At 76.5% G+C, this 19336-nt stretch carries 22 protein-coding genes and 2 pseudogenes; 9 read left to right on the forward strand and 15 right to left on the reverse strand.

Going from position 1 to position 19336, the window contains the following annotated elements:
* Nucleotides 1–64: 64 nt before the first annotated feature.
* Complete coding sequence (locus ABT093_RS34595; protein WP_350571130.1) at nt 65–622, forward strand: HAD domain-containing protein; 558 nt, start codon at nt 65–67, stop codon at nt 620–622.
* On the opposite strand, the gene ABT093_RS34600 is transcribed toward ABT093_RS34595, so the two are convergent.
* On the reverse strand, nt 567–1817 hold the full coding sequence (locus tag ABT093_RS34600; protein ID WP_350571100.1) for an MFS transporter: 1251 nt from the start codon (nt 1815–1817) through the stop codon (nt 567–569). The genes ABT093_RS34595 and ABT093_RS34600 overlap by 56 nt on opposite strands.
* A gap of 63 nt (nt 1818–1880) precedes the next feature.
* Between ABT093_RS34600 and ABT093_RS34605 the strand changes: the two genes are divergently transcribed.
* On the forward strand, nt 1881–2408 hold the full coding sequence (locus tag ABT093_RS34605; RefSeq protein ID WP_350571101.1) for a CGNR zinc finger domain-containing protein: 528 nt from the start codon (nt 1881–1883) through the stop codon (nt 2406–2408).
* A 285-nt stretch (nt 2409–2693) separates the two neighbouring features.
* Here ABT093_RS34605 and ABT093_RS34610 read toward each other — a convergent pair whose 3' ends face one another.
* The 3 genes from ABT093_RS34610 to ABT093_RS34620 form a co-directional block, all read right to left on the reverse strand.
* Nucleotides 2694–3245 carry a hypothetical protein gene (locus tag ABT093_RS34610; protein WP_350571102.1) on the reverse strand — a complete coding sequence of 184 codons (552 nt, stop codon included), beginning with the start codon at nt 3243–3245 and terminating at the stop codon, nt 2694–2696.
* Between the two features lie 170 nt (nt 3246–3415).
* The gene (locus ABT093_RS34615) at nt 3416–4216 is read right to left on the reverse strand and encodes a siderophore-interacting protein (protein ID WP_350571104.1); all 801 of its coding nucleotides are present in this window, start codon (nt 4214–4216) and stop codon (nt 3416–3418) included.
* A 169-nt stretch (nt 4217–4385) separates the two neighbouring features.
* Entirely contained in the window at nt 4386–4685 is a 300-nt protein-coding gene (locus ABT093_RS34620) for a hypothetical protein (RefSeq protein WP_350571106.1), read from the reverse strand.
* A gap of 78 nt (nt 4686–4763) precedes the next feature.
* Between ABT093_RS34620 and ABT093_RS34625 the strand changes: the two genes are divergently transcribed.
* From ABT093_RS34625 to ABT093_RS41070, 3 genes and pseudogenes are all read left to right on the forward strand, one after another.
* A complete protein-coding gene (locus ABT093_RS34625) occupies nt 4764–5486 on the forward strand; it encodes a TioE family transcriptional regulator (RefSeq protein WP_350571107.1) in 723 nt (240 codons plus the stop codon).
* Nucleotides 5487–5503: 17 nt separating this feature from the next.
* Complete coding sequence (locus tag ABT093_RS34630; protein WP_350571109.1) at nt 5504–5974, forward strand: hypothetical protein; 471 nt, start codon at nt 5504–5506, stop codon at nt 5972–5974.
* A gap of 104 nt (nt 5975–6078) precedes the next feature.
* Nucleotides 6079–6606, forward strand: a pseudogene (locus ABT093_RS41070) (ATP-grasp domain-containing protein); the annotation flags it as partial.
* Between the two features lie 123 nt (nt 6607–6729).
* Here the strand turns inward: ABT093_RS41070 and ABT093_RS34635 are convergent.
* Complete coding sequence (locus ABT093_RS34635) at nt 6730–7272, reverse strand: MOSC domain-containing protein (RefSeq protein ID WP_350571111.1); 543 nt, start codon at nt 7270–7272, stop codon at nt 6730–6732.
* A 201-nt stretch (nt 7273–7473) separates the two neighbouring features.
* Here ABT093_RS34635 and ABT093_RS34640 point away from each other — a divergent pair, with 201 nt between their 5' ends.
* Entirely contained in the window at nt 7474–7968 is a 495-nt protein-coding gene (locus ABT093_RS34640; protein ID WP_350571113.1) for a DUF6624 domain-containing protein, read from the forward strand.
* Nucleotides 7969–7990: 22 nt separating this feature from the next.
* On the opposite strand, the gene ABT093_RS34645 is transcribed toward ABT093_RS34640, so the two are convergent.
* The 9 genes from ABT093_RS34645 to ABT093_RS34685 form a co-directional block, all read right to left on the reverse strand.
* Nucleotides 7991–8524, reverse strand: coding sequence for a GNAT family N-acetyltransferase (locus ABT093_RS34645; RefSeq protein WP_350571115.1), 534 nt, complete (start codon nt 8522–8524; stop codon nt 7991–7993).
* A gap of 145 nt (nt 8525–8669) precedes the next feature.
* Entirely contained in the window at nt 8670–9458 is a 789-nt protein-coding gene (locus ABT093_RS34650) for a class I SAM-dependent methyltransferase (RefSeq protein WP_350571117.1), read from the reverse strand.
* Nucleotides 9458–9871 carry a hypothetical protein gene (locus ABT093_RS34655; protein ID WP_350571119.1) on the reverse strand — a complete coding sequence of 138 codons (414 nt, stop codon included), beginning with the start codon at nt 9869–9871 and terminating at the stop codon, nt 9458–9460. The genes ABT093_RS34650 and ABT093_RS34655 overlap by 1 nt, the downstream gene beginning before the upstream one ends.
* A gap of 447 nt (nt 9872–10318) precedes the next feature.
* Complete coding sequence (locus ABT093_RS34660) at nt 10319–10795, reverse strand: DUF7919 family protein (RefSeq protein ID WP_350571120.1); 477 nt, start codon at nt 10793–10795, stop codon at nt 10319–10321.
* Nucleotides 10796–10802: 7 nt separating this feature from the next.
* Nucleotides 10803–11342, reverse strand: coding sequence for a hypothetical protein (locus tag ABT093_RS34665; RefSeq protein ID WP_350571121.1), 540 nt, complete (start codon nt 11340–11342; stop codon nt 10803–10805).
* Nucleotides 11339–12727 (reverse strand): hypothetical protein, encoded by a 1389-nt coding sequence (locus ABT093_RS34670; RefSeq protein WP_350571122.1) that lies wholly within the window; start codon nt 12725–12727, stop codon nt 11339–11341. Before ABT093_RS34670 ends, ABT093_RS34665 begins: the two co-directional genes overlap by 4 nt.
* The gene (locus ABT093_RS34675) at nt 12724–13530 is read right to left on the reverse strand and encodes an ABC transporter ATP-binding protein (RefSeq protein ID WP_350571124.1); all 807 of its coding nucleotides are present in this window, start codon (nt 13528–13530) and stop codon (nt 12724–12726) included. Before ABT093_RS34675 ends, ABT093_RS34670 begins: the two co-directional genes overlap by 4 nt.
* 26 nt (nt 13531–13556) lie before the next feature.
* Complete coding sequence (locus ABT093_RS34680; RefSeq protein ID WP_350571125.1) at nt 13557–14378, reverse strand: zf-HC2 domain-containing protein; 822 nt, start codon at nt 14376–14378, stop codon at nt 13557–13559.
* A complete protein-coding gene (locus ABT093_RS34685) occupies nt 14375–14944 on the reverse strand; it encodes an RNA polymerase sigma factor (RefSeq protein WP_502884382.1) in 570 nt (189 codons plus the stop codon). The genes ABT093_RS34680 and ABT093_RS34685 overlap by 4 nt, the downstream gene beginning before the upstream one ends.
* Nucleotides 14945–15078: 134 nt before the next feature.
* On the opposite strand from ABT093_RS34685, the gene ABT093_RS34690 reads away from it, so the two are divergent.
* Entirely contained in the window at nt 15079–15606 is a 528-nt protein-coding gene (locus tag ABT093_RS34690; protein WP_350571127.1) for a MarR family winged helix-turn-helix transcriptional regulator, read from the forward strand.
* The gene (locus ABT093_RS34695; protein ID WP_350571128.1) at nt 15603–16433 is read left to right on the forward strand and encodes an alpha/beta fold hydrolase; all 831 of its coding nucleotides are present in this window, start codon (nt 15603–15605) and stop codon (nt 16431–16433) included. Before ABT093_RS34690 ends, ABT093_RS34695 begins: the two co-directional genes overlap by 4 nt.
* A gap of 379 nt (nt 16434–16812) precedes the next feature.
* Here the strand turns inward: ABT093_RS34695 and ABT093_RS34700 are convergent, their stop codons facing one another.
* Nucleotides 16813–18225 (reverse strand): NsdA family TPR-like regulatory protein, encoded by a 1413-nt coding sequence (locus tag ABT093_RS34700; RefSeq protein ID WP_350571129.1) that lies wholly within the window; start codon nt 18223–18225, stop codon nt 16813–16815.
* A gap of 442 nt (nt 18226–18667) precedes the next feature.
* On the opposite strand from ABT093_RS34700, the pseudogene ABT093_RS34705 reads away from it, so the two are divergent.
* Nucleotides 18668–19336 (forward strand): annotated as a pseudogene (locus ABT093_RS34705) (peptidase M28); the annotation flags it as partial.

Here is a 19336-nt window from a genome sequence, read left to right on the forward strand (position 1 = left end):
TGGCCGACGCCCGCCCGGCGGGTACGGTGCGGGCACGATCCGAGGAGGTGGGCCGGTGCGGCCGCTGTTGCTTCTTGACGTCGACGGACCGCTCAACCCCTATGCCGCCAAGCCCCACCGAAGACCCGAGGGCTACGGGACGCACCGGCTGCTGACGCCACGCTGGGAGGCCGCCGAACGCCGGCGGTTACAGGAGTACGGTCTGCCCGACAAGGCGGTCCGACCGCTGGGCGTCTGGCTCAATCCGGCGCACGGACCGGCGCTCACCGCGCTGCCCTTCGACACCGTCTGGGCGACGACGTGGGAGCACGAAGCCAACGACTTCGTCGCACCCCTGCTGGGGCTGCCCGTGCTCCCCGTCATCGTCTGGTCCGACCCCCGGCCGCGGCCGGAGGGCGGCGTGTTCTGGAAGACGCCCGACATCGTCGCCCGGGCGCGCGACCGCCCGTTCGCCTGGGTGGACGACCAGATCACCGACGCGGACCGGGCATGGGTCCGCGCCCACCACGACGGCCCGGCCCTGCTGCACCGGGTGGACGCCCGGACCGGCCTGACCGCCGCCGACTTCACCGCCCTCGCGGAGTGGGCGGCCGCCGTGCCGTCCCACCGCCCCGGGCGGTGAGGACCGCGGTCAGGGCGGTGAGGGCGGCGAGGGCGGCCCAGGCGGGGGTGTAGCCGCCGGTCGTGTCGCGGAGCAGGCCGAGGGCGGGCGGCGCGAGGATCACGGCCACCTGGTTGACGGCCATCACCAGGCCGAGCGCGAAGCCGGTGCGCCCCGGCGGGGCGGCCTCGGCGAGATGGGCGACCCAGGGGCCGTACCAGCCGATACCGAAGAAACCGAGCCAGGTGAACAGCACGGCCGCGCCCACCGGGTGGTGGCCGAGCGGGGTGGTGAGCGCGAGCAGGCCGGCCACGGCCGCCGCCATGCTCACCAGCACGGGGCGGTAGCGGCCCGCCCGGCTGCGGTCGCTCCACGCCGCGAGCCCGATCCGGCCGAGCATGCCCGCCAGTTGGGACGCCACCAGCACGGCGCCCGCCGCACCCGCGCCCAGGGACGTCGCGTCGTGCAGGTACAGCGCGCCGAGCACGCCGAGGCCGCTGTGCACCGACACCATGGCCAGGCCCGACAGCAGCGCCCTCGCCAGGGCGGGCCCGCGCAGCAACCGGAGCCGGTCCACCGGTCGGCCTTCCCCCGAACTCCCCTTGGCCGCAGGCGAGTCGGGTACGACCCTGGGCGGCGTCCGGTGGAGCGCGGTGAACGCGACGGCCCCCGCCAGGGCCACCAGCCCGCCCGCCACCAGGGCCGACCGCCAGCCGTGCGAGGCGGCGAGCAGCGGCAGGACGGCCACGGCGAGCGCCCCGCCCAGCGGCAGCCCGGCCTGCCGGACGCCCATGGCGAACCCCCGCCGAGCGGGGTCGAACCAGGCCGCCACCGCCTTGCTGCCGCCGGGCTGGATCGTGCTGTACCCGGCACCGACCACCAGCAGGACGGCGAGCAGCGACGCGTACCCCGGCGCCAGGCTCCCGGCCAGCAGGCCCGCCGCGACGATCCCGGCCCCGAGGCCGACCACCCACCGCTCGCCGTACCGGTCCAGCAGCTCGCCGGCCACCACCAGGCCGACCAGCGGCACCAGTTGGGAGGCGGAGAGGAGCAGGCCCAGCCGCGTCGCGTCGAGGCCGAGCGCGTCCCGCAAGGGGACGGCCATCGCCCCGATGCCCTGCACGAAGAAGCACGCGGCGGCCTGGGTGAAGGTGGCGGTCGCCAGGATCACCCAGCGGTAACCGGGGGCGCCCGGAGCGGTGGCGGGGCGACTCACGGAATGGCCTACGGGCCGACTCGTGGGGTGACTCATGCCGGTCCATGCTGGTGTCATGGTCTTGTGCACCTCAACCCTTACGGCGAGGACGCCGTCCACCTGGCCGTCGCACTGACGAACCGGCGGCCGCGGAGCGTCGGCGAACTGGTGGCCCGCTGCCGCGCGGCCGGCCTGCTGATCGACGGGCCGGGCACGCCCGCGGACCTGACGCGCACCCACGCCCTGCTGGACGTCTGGCAGACCGTGGTCGACGCGGCGGACGAACGCGGGCGCGCGGCCCGGCTCAACCTGATGCTCGCCGCCGGCACCGCCCACCCGCGGCTGACCGACCACGCGGGCGACGGCTGGCACCTGCACTACCGCGACGACCACCTCCCGCTCGGCGACCTGCTGTTCGCGCTGATCGCGACCGGCACCGCGCTGCACCTGGCGGGGCGCGGGATGCACCGGCTGGGCCGGTGCGCCGTCGCGGAGTGCGAGACGGTCTTCGCCGACACCTCCCGGACCGGACGCCGCCGCTACTGCTCCCCGCGCTGCGCCAACCGCGACGCCGTCCGGCGCCACCGCGCGAACCGCCCGGCGGCGGGCTGAGCGGGCGCAGGGCCGATCGGATGGGATCACCAGGCTCTTCGGGCGGCCCACGCACCGCCCTGGCGACCGGCCGGTCCCCGGTCGCCGACGGTCGGCTGAGCAGACCCCTCCCCGAGCCGCGGAGAGGCCCCGGACCATGAGAAGACGCTCCCCCGCCGCACCGCCCGGCCCCACCCGCACGCTCGCGGCGGCCACGCCGGCCCGCCCCCGCCCCGCCCGGACGGGGGCCGGGCGGGGCGGGTGATCCGGACGGGCGGATCAGGCGGGCGGGTCAGGGGTCAGGGGTCAGGGGCAGAGGCGGCCCGGGCGGCACTCGGGGTCCTCCGGGCCGGTGCCGCCGGGCTTGTAGTTGGACCACCAGATGGGCGTGTTGCCGTAGTAGATGACCAGGTTGCCGCTGTTCTGGATGGCGAGGTAGGCACCCGTGTGGTACGGGGTGCGGCTGTTCCAGACCGCGCGCATGGCGGCGTCGTAGGCGACGAGGTTGCCGTCGGCCTGCATGTAGAGGTAGGTGCCGACGCCGTAGGTGCCGACCGCCGTCCAGATGGCGACGTTGTTCTTGTACAGCACCACGTGCCCGTCCCACTGCTGGTACAGCACGGTGCTGCCGTCCGGGGAGGACCAGCTCTCCCCGCGGTTCAGGCCGGCGGTGCCGTAGATGACGGTCTGGTCGGCGTCGGACACCGCGGTGGCGGCGGCGGGAGCCGCGGCGGCGGGAGCGCTTCCGGCCGGGGCGCCGTCGGCCGCGTGGGCGGTACCGCCCAGCAGCCCGGCCGCCATCAGCACGGCCCCGAGGGCGACACCGGTGCGGGGGACGAGGGAACGCGCGATTCTCATGACGGGCACTCTCCTGAAGTCGCTGCTGCGTGGGGCACGGTGAGGGACGTTCCGGTGCACCGGCGCCGGCTCGGCGTCGGCCGCCCGGCCAGTCTCGCCGTGGGCGAGAAGGCCGGGCAAAGCCCTTCGACGCCCCTCGAATCCGGGCGCCCCACGGGGCGGGAGGAGGGTCAGTCCGCGTCCGTCTCCACCGGTTCGTCGGCGCGCTGGTCCTCGGTGCGGCCCAGGCGCCAGTAGCCCATGAAGCAGACGGCGCGCCGGTCGTAGCCGCGTTCGCCGACCAGGTGGCGCCGCAGCCGGCGGACGTCCCCCGCCTCGCCCGCGATCCACGCGTACGGCGTGCCGTCCGGCAGGTCGGCGGCGCGGACGGCGTCGGGGAGGGCCGGGGTGCCGGGGGTGCCCCGGTGCAGCCAGGTGATCGCGGTACCGGGGCGGTCGGCGGGCAGGTAGGCGTGCTCCCGCGGCCCGGCGACCTCGGCGAACACCCGCACGGGCAGGCCGGCGGGCAGCTCGTCGAGGATCGCGGCGACGGCGGGCAGGGTGGACTCGTCCCCGGCGAGCAGCACCCAGTGGGCCCCGTCGGGCAGCCGGAACTCGACACCGCCGGCCTCCTCGACGGCCGGGCCGCAGACGATCACCCGGTCGCCGGGCGCCGCGGTCACGGCCCAGCGCGAGCCGGGTCCGTGCTCGCCGTGGACGGCGATGTCGATGTCCACCTCGTCGGGGTCGCGGCGCTGCGCGCGGACGGTGTAGGTGCGCAGCACCGGGCGGACGGCGGGGTCCATGGCCCGCCAGCTCTGGTACCAGCCGAACTCCTCCTCGCCCTCGGGCATGAGGGGTTCGCTCTGCCCGGGGAGGGGCAGCAGGAGCTTCACCCGCTGGTCGAGGCCGCCGTTGACGAACCCGGCGAGGCCGGGGCCGCCCAGGGTGATCCGGGCCATGTGCGGGGTGATCCGGGTGGCCCGGACCACCTGGAGCGGGAAGAGCAGGAAGCGCGCGGGGGCGGTGGTGCTGGTCAGGGCCGTCTCCTCTCATCGCAATTTAGGTAAGGCTAACCTATTTCACGATGCGTTCGCCGGGGGTACAAGGCCCGAACGCGCTGCCCGGGTGTCACCGCGGGGGCGGCCCCGGACGACGGACTCAGCCCGTCTCCGCCCCACCATCCTCGACCTCCCGGAGCGGATGGGCCTCGGCGAGCGGTGGCTCCTCCTCCGCCGGCGCCGGGGCCCACGGGCCCGGTCGGCCGCGGAGGCCGCCCGCCACGAAGAAGTACTCCGCCCCGCCCACCAGGGCGGCCACGATCCGGCCGGTGCCGTTCCAGGTCACGTCCATCTCCCCCGTCCGCCAGACGCTCGGGTCCCGCTGCAGGTGGGCGCTGCGCTCGCCGAAGGCCGCCGGGCCGCACGACGGGGGCGCGAAGTCTCGGACGTCCGGTGTCATGAGCCTCAAGCGTATCCCTGAAAGAGCGGTTGAGACTTTGGCGGTCACGGCCCGGGGAATCGCGTATAAAGTCTCAAAGTGGCAAGCAACCCCGAGAAGACCAGGACGAACCTGCGCCCGGCCGACCTCGCGCGCGAGCACGGCCTCTCCGCGCAGGCCGTGCGCAACTACGAGCGCGACGGCTTCCTCCCGTCCGCCGACCGCACCCCCACCGGGTACCGCGTCTACACCGAGCGGCACGCCCGCGCCCTGCGCACCTTCCTCGCGCTCGTCCGGGCGTACGGGCACGGGACCGCCGGAGCGATCATGAACGCCGTCCACGACGGCCGCACCGACGACGCCCTGACCGCCGTCCACCGAGGTCACGGCGGGCTGCTCCGCGACCGTGAGACCCTCGACGCCGTCCGCGGAGCCGTCGAGCACCTGACGGCGGCCGCTGTCCCCGGGGATCCCGTCGGCCCCCTCCCCCGCACGATCGGCGACCTCGCCCACCGGCTCGGGCTCACCCCCGCCACCCTGCGCACCTGGGAGGCGGCCGGCATCCTCCGCCCCGCGCGCGACCCCGCCACCGGCTACCGGGTCTTCCACGCGGCCGACGTGCGCGACGCCGAGCTCGCCCATCTGCTGCGCCGCGGCGGCTACCGGCTGGCCGACATCGCGGCGGTCGTCGGGCAGATCCGCACGGCCGGCGGGACGAGCGCCCTCGCCGCCACCCTGGCCGGCTGGCGGCAGCGGCTCGACGACCAGGGTCTCGCCATGCTGAAAGCTGCCGCGCAACTCCACAACTACCTTGTGCCGTAGGCCATATCATCGTTCGCATGGTCAACCGGAACAGTCGCCCCGCCCCCGTCCCGGCACTGCCCGACCTCCTGGAGAACCGCGCGCTGCTCGCCTACTTCCGTGAGCGCGCGACCCTGCCGAGCGGCCCGAAGGACTACCGGCTGGGCCCCTGGCAGCTCCACACGCACCCCGACTTCTGCGACCGGCTCTCCGAGCTGGCGCCGCGTCACCCCGTCGAGGGCGCCTACGGCGTGCCGGTCCTGGCGTTCGAGGGCGTGGCCGCCGTCGTCGCCTGTGGCATGTCCCTCCTGCTGGTCCGCCTGCCGGTCCTCCCCGAGGACATCGAGCCGGGGCCGCCGCTGCCGCCCCTCACCGACGGCGAGTGGCGCTCGGTCGACGGCTACCCCCAGGACCGACCCGGCGCCGAAGGCAGGGCCCGCCTCACCGCCCTGGTCCGCGAAGCCCTCCTGCACGCCCGCGACCTGAGCCGCAACCGGCCCCGCTACTGACCGCGCGGAGGTGGGTCCTTCCGGGCGCACGATCGTTCCCGGAACTCCCTCCGGAGCGGAAAGCCGCAGGCCGGAGCCTTACCGGTGGGCCGGTATAGGGGCCCATGACGCTCCTGCTGCTCGCGCCCCGGATCAACGAGACCGGGCTCCAACTGCTCACCCGCGCCCGCCGTCGCGGGCTGCGGGCGCACACCCCGGTGCGCTGGGAGGTCCCGGCCGAGCTCGCCGGGCTGCGGCCCGCGCACCTGTACGGCGGCCCGCTGTTCGCGGACATCGCCGCCGGGCCGCTGGGCGTCGTCCCGCTGGAGCCGCCCGCCGACTGGCTCACCGCGCTGCCCGCCGAGCTGCTGTCCCGCCGGGTGGAGTGCACCACCCTGGCCGAGGCGCGCCGGCTGCGCCGCCCGGCGTTCCTCAAGCCCCCGGCCGACAAGCTGTTCCCCGCCCGCGTCCAGCCCGACGGCAGCGGCCTGCCCGGGCCGGACGCGCTCGCGTTCGCGGCGGACGTCCTGGCGGCGGGCGGCCTGCCGAGCGCCGCCGTGGTCGCCGTCGGCCGGCCCGCCGACGGCGGCTGGGCGGTGGCCGAGGCCGACCCGGCCTGGGCGAGCGGCGGTTACGCCTGCGACCCGGACCAGGTCCTCGATGTCGTCCTGCGCGCCGCCGGGCCCGCCGACGCCCTCACCCCGGCGGACCGGCGCTACGCGCGCCCGGTCCCGGAAGTCGTCCGGTCGGCCCTCTCGTCCGGGGCCCGGCCGGGATCAGACGCGGTCGAGCGGGCGGTGCGGCCGCTCCGGCAGCTCGACCTCGATCGGGTCGCCGGGGCGGACCACGCCGCCCGCCAGCACCACGCTCATGATCCCGGCCCTGCGCACCACGTTCCCGGCTCCGTCCCGCCCGACGACCTGCTTCAGCAGGCCGTCCTGGAAGCCGTCGATCTGCAGGCACGGGTTGCGCAGCCCGGTGACCTCCAGCACCGCGTCCGCCCCGATCCGCAGCAGCGCGCCGGTGGGCAGGCCGAGCAGGTCGATCCCGCGCGTGGTGACGTTCTCACCCAACTCCCCCGGCGCCACGGCGAATCCGTGCTCGCCCACCTCGGCGAACAGCTCCTCGTGGATGAGGTGGACCTGCCGCAGGTTCGGCTGCGTCGGGTCCTGCGCGACGCGCGACCGGTGCCGGACGGTCACCCCCGCGTGCACGTCCCCCTCCACCCCGAGCCCGGCGAGCAGCGTGATGCTCTCCCGGTTCGGCTTGGTGAACGAGTACTCCCCGTTGCTGCTGACCGCGGCGACCGTTCCACTCATCTGTGCGAAGCCTTCCGTTCGGGGTGCTGATGATCAAGTATCCCAACGTCCGCAGGCACCTGTCACCGTCCTCCGGGAGGAGATTCGGTGGTGATCCGTCCCCCTAGGGTGGCGGATGACCAGCGAGAACACCGACCCGTTGTGGAGGACGTCTTGGAACCCGACCCCGCCGCAGAGACCACAGAGACCGCAGTAGCCGCAGTGGCCGCAGTGGCCGAGGAGCTCACCGCGATGGCCGCGGCGGACCACCGGGCCACCCACCGGGCGAACAGCGACGACCCCGCGGAGCAGCTGGCGTGGCGCCGCCTGACCGCGCGGCACGCGGACCGCCTCGGCGAGATCATGGACGCCCACGGCTGGCCGACCGCCGACCGGTTCGGCGCGGACGCCGCCCGGGCCGCCTGGCTGATCGCGCAGCACGCCGACCGGCAGCTCGACGTCCAGCGGCGCGCCCTGCGGCTGATGGAGCAGGCGGTGTCCACCGGCGCCGCCGACCCGCGCGACCTCGCCTTCCTGCGCGACCGCACCCTGGTGAACGAGGGCCGCGAGCAGATCCACGGCACCCAGATCGCCGGCGTGCGGGACGGCGCCCCGGTCCCCTGGCCCTGCGAGGACCCCGAGCACCTGGACGAGCGCCGCGCGGAGGTCGGCATCCCCCCGTTCGCCGAATACGTCGCCCGGTTCGCCCCGGCCTGAGCCCGAGCCGCCCCGCGCGCCCTCAGCGCTCGCGCGTGATGCGGAACAGGACGTTGGGGCGCAGTGGGCCGTCGGGGACGGTGGGGTCGTCGAAGTCGTCGGCCGGGTCGGTGGTCATGCCGATGCGGCGCATCACGGCCTGGGAGCGGAGGTTGGACGCCGTGGTGACGGCGAGGATCTCCGGCAGGCCGAGGGCGTCGAAGCCGTGGGCGAGGACGGCGCGGGCGGCCTCGGTGGCGTAGCCGTGGCCCCAGGCGGTGCGGGCGAGCCGCCAGCCGATCTCCACGCCGGTGAACGGCAGGCCCCCGTCCACCTCGTCCAGGCCCGCGAAGCCGATGAACTCCCCCGTGGCCCGGACCTCGACGGCCGACCAGCCGTAGCCGCGGCGGTCGAAGGCGGCCTCGAAGCGGGCGACGGAGGCGTCGCTCTGCTCGCGGGTGAGGAGGTCGCCCAGGTGCTCGCGGACCTCGGGGTCGGCGTTCATGGCCGCCCAGGGTTCGAGGTCGGAGTCACGCCAGCGGCGCAGGAGGAGGCGGCCGGTGTGCAGATCGGTCATGCCGCCCAGCCAACGTGATCCCGGCCGCGGGGGCAAGCCGGTTTTCCGGCGGCACGACCGGCAACGGACACGCGGGGTTCGGCCCCGGGTCGGCCTGGCCGGCCGTGGGCCCGCACGCCCGGGACCGGCCGCGCCCGGACCGGTTTCACGGGTGTCCGGACTCCGCGCCGGACGCGCCGAGTTCGCCCTCCCCGCCCGGCGGGACCTCGACGACGAAGAAGAGGAAGCTCATCTTGGTCGAGAGGTGCTGGAAGTCCTTGGGGAACAACTCGCGCGCGGCCGGGTCGGGTTGGGGTTCGCTGAGGACGGCGAGGCGGAAGCCGGCGGTGGTGAAGGCGTCGGTCATGGCGTGCAGCGGCCTGCGCCAGAACGTCACCGGGTAGGACTTCCCGTCGAAGGTCCACTCGTCGGTGTAGCTGGTGGTGGCGAAGTAGTCGGGGCGGGGCTTCTGGATCGCGTAGTCGACGAACGGGTGCTGCACCGAGGCGATCAGGCGGCCGCCGGGCCTGAGCACGCGTCGCAGCTCGGCCAGGGTCGGCCCCCAGTCCTCCAGGTAGTGCAGCACCAGGGAGGCGACCACGTCGTCGAACGCCCCGTCCTCGAAGGGCAGGCGCTCGGCCAGGTCGCCCACGTGCAGGTCGGCGTCCTCGCCGAGCCGCTTGCGGGCCAGCTCCAGCATGCCCTCGCTGGCATCGAGGCCGGTGACGGCGGCGCCGCGCTCGTGCAGGGCGGCGGTCAGCGCGCCGGAGCCGCAGCCGGCGTCCAGGACCCGGCGGCCGGCCACGTCCCCGGCGAGGGCCAGGATCGCGGGCCGCGCGTGGTAGGCGTTCAGGAGGTTGTTCTCGGCCTCCGCCGAGTACGCCTCGGCGAAGCCGTCGTAATCGTTCACCCGGACCGCAGCCGCCGCCTCGGGATCGTCGCTCACACGATTCATCACCGCAGCCTAGCCCGGGCGGCGACGTGCTGCAGCAACACCGTGGGGGACGGCATGACGGCGTACCAGGTGTTGGCGCTCTCGTCCTCGACGGGGGCCCAGGCCGCGACCACCGGCAGTTCGCAGTGCTCGCCGCTCTCCAGCGGCGGCAGCCGCCACGTCACGCCGTGGCTGTCGGAGTCGACGCCCCAGCCGGTGAACGAGCGGTCGTACACCTCGTCGACGAGGTCCTTCCAGCGCCGCGGCGCCTCGCGCGTCTCGCCCTGCCGGCAGATCGCCTCCTCGTCGGGCCCTCCGACGGTGAGGCGGGTCCGCTCGTCCTCGACCGTGATCGCGGCCATGGCCTGCCCGCCGTCCCAGCCCGCGTCGGCGCCGCCGGGCAGCGGCTCCGACAGCGCCGCCGAGAACCGCACCCGCCCGGGCGTCGATCCGCCAGACCGCCGCGAGGCAGCCGGTCAGCGGGCCGAAGACCTCGGGGTCGAGCTGGGCGTCGTACGGGGTCAGCAGCAGTTCGACGCGGGCCGAGGGATGGTTCCAGCGGGCGGCGGTCGCGCCGCCGGGCAGCGCGAAGAGCTCGTCGGGCAGCGGCGGGAGGGCGCTGTCCCCGATCGCCGTCCCCAGCGCCAGCGGGCCGAACGGCGTGGTGAGCACGGGCCGCTCGGCGGGCCGAAGGCGCGTGCGGGGGAAGGCCGGGAGCAGCATCGCGCCAGCGTACCGGGGCGGCCAGGTGCCCGGAGGGGCCGTGCGAGGGGAGCCGCCACGACCGTCCCGGGAGGTCTCGGCAACCGCCCGCGGGTGCGCAGCCGGTCCGCGAACTCCCGTTCGGCGGGCTGCTGTCGAGCGTCCGGGCCCTGGGCGGGCTACTCCAGCATGCGTTCGGCGTCCTCGGGGACCCAGGGGAAGGGGACGTCGGGCCAGCGGGCGGCGGACCAGGCGTCGGGGTCGACGGCGAGGACGGCGTCGACGAAGACCTGCGGCGGACGGTAGCCGTGGGCGGTGATGTAGTGCGTGATCAGGAACGGGGCGGCGTAGGCGATGCCGGGCTCGCCCGGGATCCGCACCTCCCCGTTGCCTTCCGGGGTCTCCGCACCGGGGCAGAGGTCGCAGTCGTGCCACCCGAGGCAGACGTTCATCCACTGGACCTGCTGGACGGCCTTCAGCTTCGCGAGGAAGGCGGGAGGTACCGGCCCGGTCGGGTACGGCCGGCCGGCCTCCAGCCAGCCGACGTTCAGCCGGGTGTACGCCGGACGGTACCAGAGCGCGTAGACGCCGGACTCCTGGTCCGTGAACGAGTCGACCGGCCGGTACTCGTACGCGGTGAGATCTTCGTAGAACACGGGCTCATCATCGCCGGGGGCCGGCGAGGGCGTAGAGGGCGGTGCCGGTGGTGGCGAGGGTGAGGGCGGTGAGGGTGGCGAGAGCCGTGCCGGGCGGCAGGAGGGGCCAGGTGAGGATCCGAGTGGCCAGGTCGGGGGCGGGCGGGAGGACGAAGGAGGCGCAGAGCCAGCCGAACGGGAGCAGCCAGGCGCAGGCGCGCCCGCGGCAGACGGCGCCGAGGGCGGCGAGGCCGGTGAGGCCGGCGCTGTCGCGGACGGTGACGGCGAGGGGGCCCGGCGGCAGGACGGCGGCGGCGAGGACGGCGCAGAGCAGGACGTGGGCCGCCCGGCGGGGTGGCCAGCGCAGGGCGGCCGTGCGGTCCAGGGCGTGGTCCTGGCCGCCGAGTCCGGCGGCCAGGGCCATCGCCGCGGCGGCGAGCAGGAGGGCGGACGCGCGCGGTCCGCCCAGCCCCCCGTCGCCGAGCCGGGCGAGGGCCGCCAGTGTCGCCAACACGGCGAGCGCTGCGGGCAGTTGACGTGAGCGCGCGTACAGGATCAGCCATCTCACCGGGTCGCACCGCCCGCCAGCACGTCGAGCGGGTCGTCGGTGCAGGAGACGGCGGCGGTGTGCAGGGCGGCGATCCGCCGGCGCTGCTCGTCGGGCGGGAGCGCGCTGAACGCCTGCCAGGCCGGGGCGGCCAGCTCGGCCTGGTCCCGCGCGCCGAACATGGTCCCGTCGAGCGGCCGCAGGTCGCCGAGGACCCAGGCGGCCGCGATGCTCTGGGCGACCGTCTCCGGCAGCGTGCCGCTCTCGCGCGTGCTGCGGGGGTGGCAGAGCGGGGCGATGCCCTGGCCGACCAGGGCCCGGGTCAGCGTCTCTCCCCCGGCGGCGCCGATGGCCGCGTCGTCGAAGTCGACGAGCAGCGCCTCACGCGGGCGTTCGGGCCTGGCGCCGATGGCGCGCGGGGCGGTGGTCTCGCGGACGGCGGCGGGCGCCTGGTCGCCGAGGACGCCGCGCAGCAGGCCCAGCGCGTCCCGGCCGGGGCCGGCCAGTTCGTCCAGGCGGGCCCGGTGGGCCGCCGTCACGCACACCGGTCCATCGCACACCGGGGCGGTCGCGGCCAGGTCGAGGACGTAGGTGTCCCGGGGGTCGGCGGGGAGCACGGGCAGTGCGAGCGCCGCGCCCGCGAGGAGCGGGGTGAGGGCGAGCAGCCGGGCGCGCCGGGAGCCGGCGGCCAGCAGGGCGAGGCCGGTCGCGGCCAGGCCGAGCAGCCAGAGCGTCTGCCCGAGGTGGACGGGGGCGGCGAGGGTGAGGAGGGTCTGGCGGACGTCGGCGACGGTCGGGGACAGCAGCGAGAGCCGGTTCGGGACGGCGGAGGCGGGAACGGCGGCGTCGGTGGTCTGGCGCAGGAGGTTGGTCAGCACGAAGCCGGCGACGGCCAGGGCGGGCGGGGTGAGCAGGGAGGGCAGGGTGCGGGCGACGCCCATGCCGAGGACCGCTCCGGCGGCGAGGGCGAGCGCGCCCACCAGCGAGATCGGCAGCCAGCCGGCGCCGGTGGACGCCGCGCCGCCGGCGAGCAGCCGCACCGCGCCGAACAGGACGAGCAGCGCGAAGGCCCCGGCGAGGGCGAGCGCCGTCGGGCCGGCGAGGGCGGCGGCGCGGTGGCGGGCCGGCCGCGGGGTGGCGGCGAGCAGTTCGGCGGTCCCCGAGCGGTGGTCGCGCAGCCCCTGCAGCGCGCCGAGGCCGAGGGCCAGCGGCCACAGCAGGACCAGCAGGTTCCGGGTCCACAGGGCCATGGACGTCCACTGGGCCGTCCACAGCGTGGTGCCCTTCGACCAGGGCCCGGGGGCGAGTTCCAGGAGGGCGAGCGCGATGGCGAGCACGGCGGCGCCGGCCCAGGGGGCGACGGAGCGCCGCAGCTCGGTGCGCAGCACCCGCAGGGGGAGCCTCACCAGGCACCTCCGGCCCGGGAAGGGGCGGCGAGGAGGGCCGAGTAGCCGCGCTCCAGCGGGCTGTCGCCCTCGTGCTCCGGGCCGCCGGCGGCGGCCAGCCGCTCCGGGGTGCCCTGGAAGACCAGCCGCCCCTCGGCGAGGAGCAGCACGTCGGTGCAGGCGGCGGCGACGTCCTCCACCAGGTGGGTGGAGACCACGACGCAGGCGTCCGTGCCCAGTTCCTGGAGCAGTTGGCGCAGCCGCAGCCGCTGCGCCGGGTCCAGGCCGACGGTCGGTTCGTCGAGCAGCAGGACGGCCGGGTCGTTGACGATGGCCTGGGCGATGCCGGCCCGCCGCACCATGCCGCCCGACAGGGCCTTCATCCGCTCGTCCGCGCGGTCGGCGAGGCCGACCCGCTCGACGGCGCGCTGCACGGCGGCCGGGATCTCCGCCGGGGGCACCTCCTTCAGCCAGGCCATGTACTCGACGAACTCCCGTACGGTGAAGCGCTTGTAGTAGCCGAAGTCCTGCGGCAGGTAGCCGATCCGGCGGCGCAGCGCCCGGTACTCGCCCGGGCCGCCGAGGGGCCGGCCGAGGAGTTCCAGTTCGCCGCCGGCCGGGCGCAGCACGGTGGCCAGGGCGCGGATGAGGGTGGTCTTGCCCGCGCCGTTGGGGCCGAGCAGGCCGTGGACGCCGCTGCCGAGGGTGAGGTCGAGGCCGTCGACGGCCAGCCGCCTGCGGCCGGCCCTGACCTTCAGTCCGCTCGCCCGGATCTCCCAGGCGTAGCGGGTGGGGGCGAGGTCGGCCGGGTTCACCTGGGGCATCGCGTGGTTCCTGTTCTTCCGGAGTGTCAACGGTTCCGCCCCCAGGCCGCGTACGCGCCCCGGCGGGCGAGGACGACGGCGGCGCCGAGGGCGAGGAGCGCGCACCACAGCGGCAGGCCGTCCGCGCGCAGCACGGCGGGCGTGCGGCCGGCGGCCAGGGTCGGCGCGGCCACCGCGGCGGCCCAGGCGGCGGCCAGGGCGACGGCGGCGCGGGTGACGCCGATCAGGCCGCCGAGCGCCAGCGTGGCGGAGGTGCACGCGAGGCAGGGCAGCAGCCACTGCGCGGCCGTCAGCCCGGTGGCCCAGCCGGCCGCGAGCAGGGCGGGGATCACCGCGGCGAGCACGGCGACGGTGCGGCGCAGCACCAGTGCCAGGCCGGCGCGCGGGGTGGCGGCGGTCAGTTCGTGGGCGGGGTCGACGCCGCGCGACCAGGAGACCACCACTCCGGCCACCGGCAGGACGGGGGCGAGCAGCAGGACCAGGGAGATCCGGCCGGAGCCGGGGCCGGCGAGGTCCAGCAGCAGGGCGAGCAGGGTGACGGCGAGGACCATGGCCAGCCACGGGGTCATGGCGGGCGTCGCCCAGGTCGCGAGGCGGGCGGTCAGGCGGCGGCGCGGCGGGGCGGGGGCGGCCCGGTCGAGGCGGGGGGCGATGTCGGCCCAGACCGCGTCGGTGAGTGCCGCCAGGCCGGGGGCGGCGCCGGTGAGGGTGGCCGCCAGCCGGTCGCGGCAGCCGCGGCACGCCTCCAGGTGGGCTTCCAGGGCCCACACCTCGTCGGCGGCGAGGCCGGCGGCGCCGCGCGCGTAGTGGTCGACGAGCCGTGCCGACGCGTGTTCGGTGCCGCTCATGCCAGTGCCTCCCGCATCGCGCTCCGGGCCCGGCGGGCGCGGGTCTTGACCGTGCCCTCGGGCAGTCCGAGGACCACCGCGGTCTCCCGGACGGACAGTCCGTCGAGCACCATCGCCTGCAGGACGTCGCGGAGTTCGGGCGCCAGGCGCCGCAGGGCGTCCCCGACGTCGCCGCCGACGGTGGCCACCAGCGCCTCCTCCTCGGCGGCCGGCGCCACGGCGTGCGGGGCGGCGGCGGCCGGCGGCCGCGCGTGGTGGGCGCGGCGCCGGAAGGCGTCGACGAGACGGCGGGCCGCGATCGTCCACAGCCAGCCGAGGGCCGTGCCGCCGGTGCCGGTGCGGCCGCCGGCGAAGGAGCCGGCCGCCCGCCAGACCGCGAGGTACGTCTCCTGCATCACCTCGGCGACGATCTGCTCGTCGGCGCAGCGGCGGCGCAGCCGCACGGCCAGCCACGGCGACGTGCGGCGGTACAGCTCCTCGAAGGCGGCCCGGTCTCCCCGGGCCACCCGCCGGAGGAGGCCTTCCTCGTCCAGGTCCTGCGGCGGTGCCGCCTTGGCGCGTTTCACACCTGCTAGACGCCGGGAACGACCTGCGGGTTTTCCCGCGGGCGTGATCCCGGTCACACGAGGAGGCCCGCCGGGGCGGAGCCGTCGACCCGCCCGGGGTTTTCAGATGACATCATCAGTGTCATCATGACACCATGAGTGTCAGTCAGGAGCCCGGCGGGGACGGGCCGGCCGTCGAGGGTCTGCTGGACGACGTGATCCGGCGGCTGTGGCCGGTGCACCGGGTGATCGTGCGGGCGGTCGAGCGCGGGCTGGCGGGGACCGGGATGACGGCCGGGCAGCACGCGGTGCTGGACGCGCTGCGGCGCGGCGGGCCGCGGACCGTGCCCCAGCTGGCCCGGGCGCTGGACCTGGACCGGCAGCCGGTGCAGCGCCTGGTGAACGACGCCAAGGCGCTAGGGCTGGCCGAGACCGTGACCAACCCGGAGCACCGGCGCTCCTCGCTGGTGCGGCTCACCCCATGGGGCGAGTCGGTGCTCGCCCGGGTGCAGGGTGCCGAGCGGGACGCGCTGCGCCACCACCTCGGCGACCTCGACCCGGCCGAGGTCGCCACCGCCCTGCGGGTGCTCGACCGGCTCGGCGAGGTGTTCCACGAGCTGGAGCGGGCGGCCGGCGAACGCGACCGAAGCGACCGGGACGATCGAGGAGTGGACGGAACATGAGCAGGACGCGCACCGGCACCGCACCCGTCACGGGCGGCGAGCTGGCCTACGAGGTCGCGCAGGGCACCGGACCGGCCGTCGTCCTGCTGCACGGCGGCATGCTGGACCGGCACAGCTGGGACGAGGAGTTCGCCCGGCTCGCCGCCCGCGGACGGCACGTCGTGCGCTACGACGCCCGCGGACACGGCCGCTCCTCCACCGTCGGCGGCGACTACGCCCACCACGACGACCTGCGGGACCTGCTCGCGCACCTGGACGTCCCGCGCGCCGTGCTGGTCGGGCTCTCGCTCGGCGCCCGGATCGCCCTGGACACCGCGCTCACCCACCCCGAGCGGGTGGCGGCGCTGGTCCTCACCGCGCCCGGCGTCAGCGGACGGCCGTTCACCGACCCCTTCGTGACGCACCACACGGAGCGGCAGATCGCCGCGCTGGGCACCGGCGGCGAGGAGGGCGTGCACCGGTTCGTGGAGCACTTCCTGCGGATCTGGGCGGACGGCCCGCACCGCTCCCCCGCCGAGGTGGACGGCGCGCTGCGGGAGCGGCTGCGCGCCGGCGTCACCGCCAACCTGCTGCGCCACGCCGCCGGGCTCGGCGCCGGGCGGCCGCGGGAGGCGGGCGCGGCCGAGCGCCTCGGCGAGCCGGCGGTGCCCACCCTGGTGCTGGCCGGGGAGCTGGACAGCACCGACATCCTGGCCAACGCCCGGGCTGTCGCCGACGCCGTCCCGCACGCCCGCCACGCCGTCCTGCCCGGCGCCGCGCACATGGTCCCCCTGGAGCACCCGGACCTCTTCGCCCGCGAACTGGACGCCTTCCTCGCCGCCCTGTGACGACCGGGCACGGGCGGGGACGCCCGCCGGCGGGCGCGGGGTCAGAGCCCGGCGGCGAGGCGCGCGCAGCCGCGGCGCAGCACCGGGCAGGCGCGGCGGGCGGGACCGGGGAAGGCGGGGTCGGTGGTCATGGCCGACCAGCGGACCGGCCGCTCCCGGGCGCGGCGGCGCAGTCCGGGGCCGGCGGTCTCCGCCGGGCGGCCCGGCCGGCGGGCCCGGCGCCGGCCGCGCAGAGCGTTGAGGAGGACGTACCGAAGTCCACCACGAGCACCGGCTCGGCCACGCTCCACCCCTGGAGGCACCCGGCCGGGGTGAGGTGTCGGCCCGGGCTTCGCGGCGAGGACAGCGGCGGCGGATCTTCCCGTTCCGCCGGGCGTGCTCAGCCCGCCAGGCCGTGGCCGACCAGTCGGCTGCGCAGCCCCGCCAGTTCGCGCCGGACCAGCGGCGGCAGGCCGTCCTCGCCGTCACCCGCCGCCAGCACCGACGCGAGCAGCTCGGCGGCGGCCCGCGGGTCGTGGGCCAGCAAGTGGCAGTCGGCCACCCGGACGGTGAACAGCAGGCGCGCGGACGGCAGTTGGTCGGGCGCGAGCAGGGCGAGCGCGGTCTCGGCGGCGTCCACGGCGCGGCGGGCCAGCCGGGGGTCGTCGACGGCGGCGGCCGCGTCGCGCAGCGCGGCGGCGGCGCCCGCCTCGACCCGCAGGCGCATCGAGGCGATGGAGAGCCAGGCGGCGTCGGACTCGTCGTGCACCCCGATGTGGTCGAGGTGGTGCCGGGCGCGGGCGATGTGGCGCACGGTCGCCCGCACGTCGCCGGTCATGGCGTGGGCGCGGGCAAGGCCGATCTGGCCCATGGCGCCGGCCCAGTGCCGGTCGGGGGCGACCCGGACGATCTCGTGGGCGTAGCCGACGGCGGCGGCCGGGTCGCCGTCGAGGCGGGCGAGGAAGCTCATGTCGCTGAGCGCGGCGACCTGGGTGGCGGGGTCCTCGGCGAGTTCGGCCCAGCCGAGGGCGCGCGAGAAGCAGGCCATGGCGGTGGCGTTGCGGCCGTCCTGCATGCGCAGCGCCCCGGCGGCGTGGGCGTACTCGCCGGCGAGCCGGGCGAGCGGGCGGCGGGCGGGGCCGGCCGGGTGGGCGGCCAGGCGGCGCAGCACGACGCGCAGGGTGTCCTCGACGGCCTCGGTGCCGGGGGCGGCGGGGGTGTCGCCGGCCCGCAGGTGCGCGGCGAGCAGGCCGGCCAGGGCGTGCACGGTGTCGGGGTCGAGGGGCGGTGCCGCGGCGGGGTCGGCGGCCCGGAAGGCGGCGTGCAGGGCGGCGAGTTCGGCGGGCGAGGGGACGTCGCAGCCCGCCGCGTCGTGGAGCGGGCAGAGCAGCCCGTAGTCGGGCAGGCGGACCGGCAGCTGGGTGGCGAGGCCGGGCGGCAGGGCGGGGGCGAGGGCCGCGACGGGCGGGCCGGGCAGCGGGGCGCGGGTCCAGTCGGAGGAGACGGGCGCGCCCGCCGGCGGGGCGGCGGCAGGGCCGGCCGGGGCGGGCAGGGCGCCCTCCTCGGCGAGGCGGCAGGCGTCACGCAGGTCGCCGCCGGCGAGGAGGAGGTCGTCGAGGCGGTCGGCGATCCGGGGGCTGGTGCGGCGGGTGCCGTGTTCGAGCTTGCTGACGGCGGTGTGGTCGTAGCCTATCTCGGCGCCGAGCTGGGCCTGGGTGAGACCGGCGCGGCGGCGCCACTGGCGCAGGCGCAGCCCGAAGGCCCGCCAGGCCTCGGCCTCGGCGGGCTTGGTCGCCGCCCGGTTCCGGTGCACGGGGCTGCCCTCCCGAGTGCGTTCCGGGCCTTCCTGTGGGGAGGTCCGCTGAGGAGGACGGTACTGGACGCGGCCCCCGGCGTACATGCAGTGGTCTCAACCACTTTGGGTTACTGGTCTCTACCTCTAGCCCCTTTGGTCTCAACCTCTCAACGCGGTGCGCGCGGCGCCGGGCACCGGCCGCGGCACGGCCCGCCACCTGCGCCGCAGCGCCACTGACCATCAGTTTCCTTCGAACGCACCCGACTTGGGACGACTTGACGGAACTTGCCAACCGCCCACCGCGCACGCCCGAGCCGTTGACCGGGCCATGACGGCGTGTGAGGGTTCCGGCACCCGAGCGCGGACGCCCGCACCGCCGTCCCCCAAACGGCCCCCGCGGTGAGCGCCCTGACGGCACGCCGTCCGCGATCGAGCACCCCCACGTTCGAGGAGCCTCGGAATGAAACGCAGATTGCTGACGGCGGGCACCACCCTGGCCGTCCTGGCCGGCATGCTGACCGCCACCGCGGTCGGCCAAGCCGCCGCCGACCCGGGTCCGGCCGCATCGGCGCCGCCCAGCGCCCTGGCCGCCGCCGTGAGCGCCGCCGACCGGGCGGCCGCGGCAGGCCTGGACGCCCTGGCCAAGGGCCCCGACGAGACCTACGAGCGCCAGTCCGTCACCCCGTGGGTGGGCGGCCTCTACTCGGTCGCCTACGAGCGCACCTACAAGGGCCTGCCGGTGGTCGGCGGCGACGCGGTCGTCCTCGCCGACGGCGAGGGGAAGGTGCGCGGGTCGCAGTCCGCCGCCGCCGGCCCGGTCGGTGTGCCGACCACCCCCCTGGTCAGCGCCGCCGACGCGGAGAAGACCGCCCGCACCAGGCTCGCCCAGGTGGACGGCGTGGAGTCCCGCCGCCTGGTCGTGCGCATCCTGGACGGCACCGGTCGACTCGCCTGGGAGACCGTGCTCAAGGGCCGCACCGCGACCGCCCCGAGCACCCTGCACGTCTTCGTCGACGCCCGCAGCGGCGAGGTCGTCGACAGCTACGACGACGTGCGGGCCGGCACGCTGAACAGCAAGTGGAACGGCCCCTCCCCCACCATCAGCACCACCGGCTCCGGCAGCTCCTAC

Source organism: Kitasatospora sp. NPDC002551 (genome assembly GCF_040296005.1).
GTDB lineage: Bacteria > Actinomycetota > Actinomycetes > Streptomycetales > Streptomycetaceae > Kitasatospora.

Excerpts from the sequence above, each read along its gene's own strand:
- ABT093_RS34645 (WP_350571115.1), bottom strand. The coding sequence starts at position 8,524 with ATGACCGATCTGCACACCGGCCGCCTCCTCCTGCGCCGCTGGCGTGAC.
- ABT093_RS34690 (WP_350571127.1), top strand. The coding sequence starts at position 15,079 with ATGAGTGTCAGTCAGGAGCCCGGCGGGGACGGGCCGGCCGTCGAGGGT.
- ABT093_RS34695 (WP_350571128.1), top strand. The coding sequence starts at position 15,603 with ATGAGCAGGACGCGCACCGGCACCGCACCCGTCACGGGCGGCGAGCTG.
- ABT093_RS34675 (WP_350571124.1), bottom strand. The coding sequence starts at position 13,530 with ATGCCCCAGGTGAACCCGGCCGACCTCGCCCCCACCCGCTACGCCTGG.
- ABT093_RS34620 (WP_350571106.1), bottom strand. The coding sequence starts at position 4,685 with ATGACACCGGACGTCCGAGACTTCGCGCCCCCGTCGTGCGGCCCGGCG.
- ABT093_RS34650 (WP_350571117.1), bottom strand. The coding sequence starts at position 9,458 with ATGAATCGTGTGAGCGACGATCCCGAGGCGGCGGCTGCGGTCCGGGTG.
- ABT093_RS34635 (WP_350571111.1), bottom strand. The coding sequence starts at position 7,272 with ATGAGTGGAACGGTCGCCGCGGTCAGCAGCAACGGGGAGTACTCGTTC.
- ABT093_RS34680 (WP_350571125.1), bottom strand. The coding sequence starts at position 14,378 with ATGAGCGGCACCGAACACGCGTCGGCACGGCTCGTCGACCACTACGCG.
- ABT093_RS34610 (WP_350571102.1), bottom strand. The coding sequence starts at position 3,245 with ATGAGAATCGCGCGTTCCCTCGTCCCCCGCACCGGTGTCGCCCTCGGG.
- ABT093_RS34630 (WP_350571109.1), top strand. The coding sequence starts at position 5,504 with ATGGTCAACCGGAACAGTCGCCCCGCCCCCGTCCCGGCACTGCCCGAC.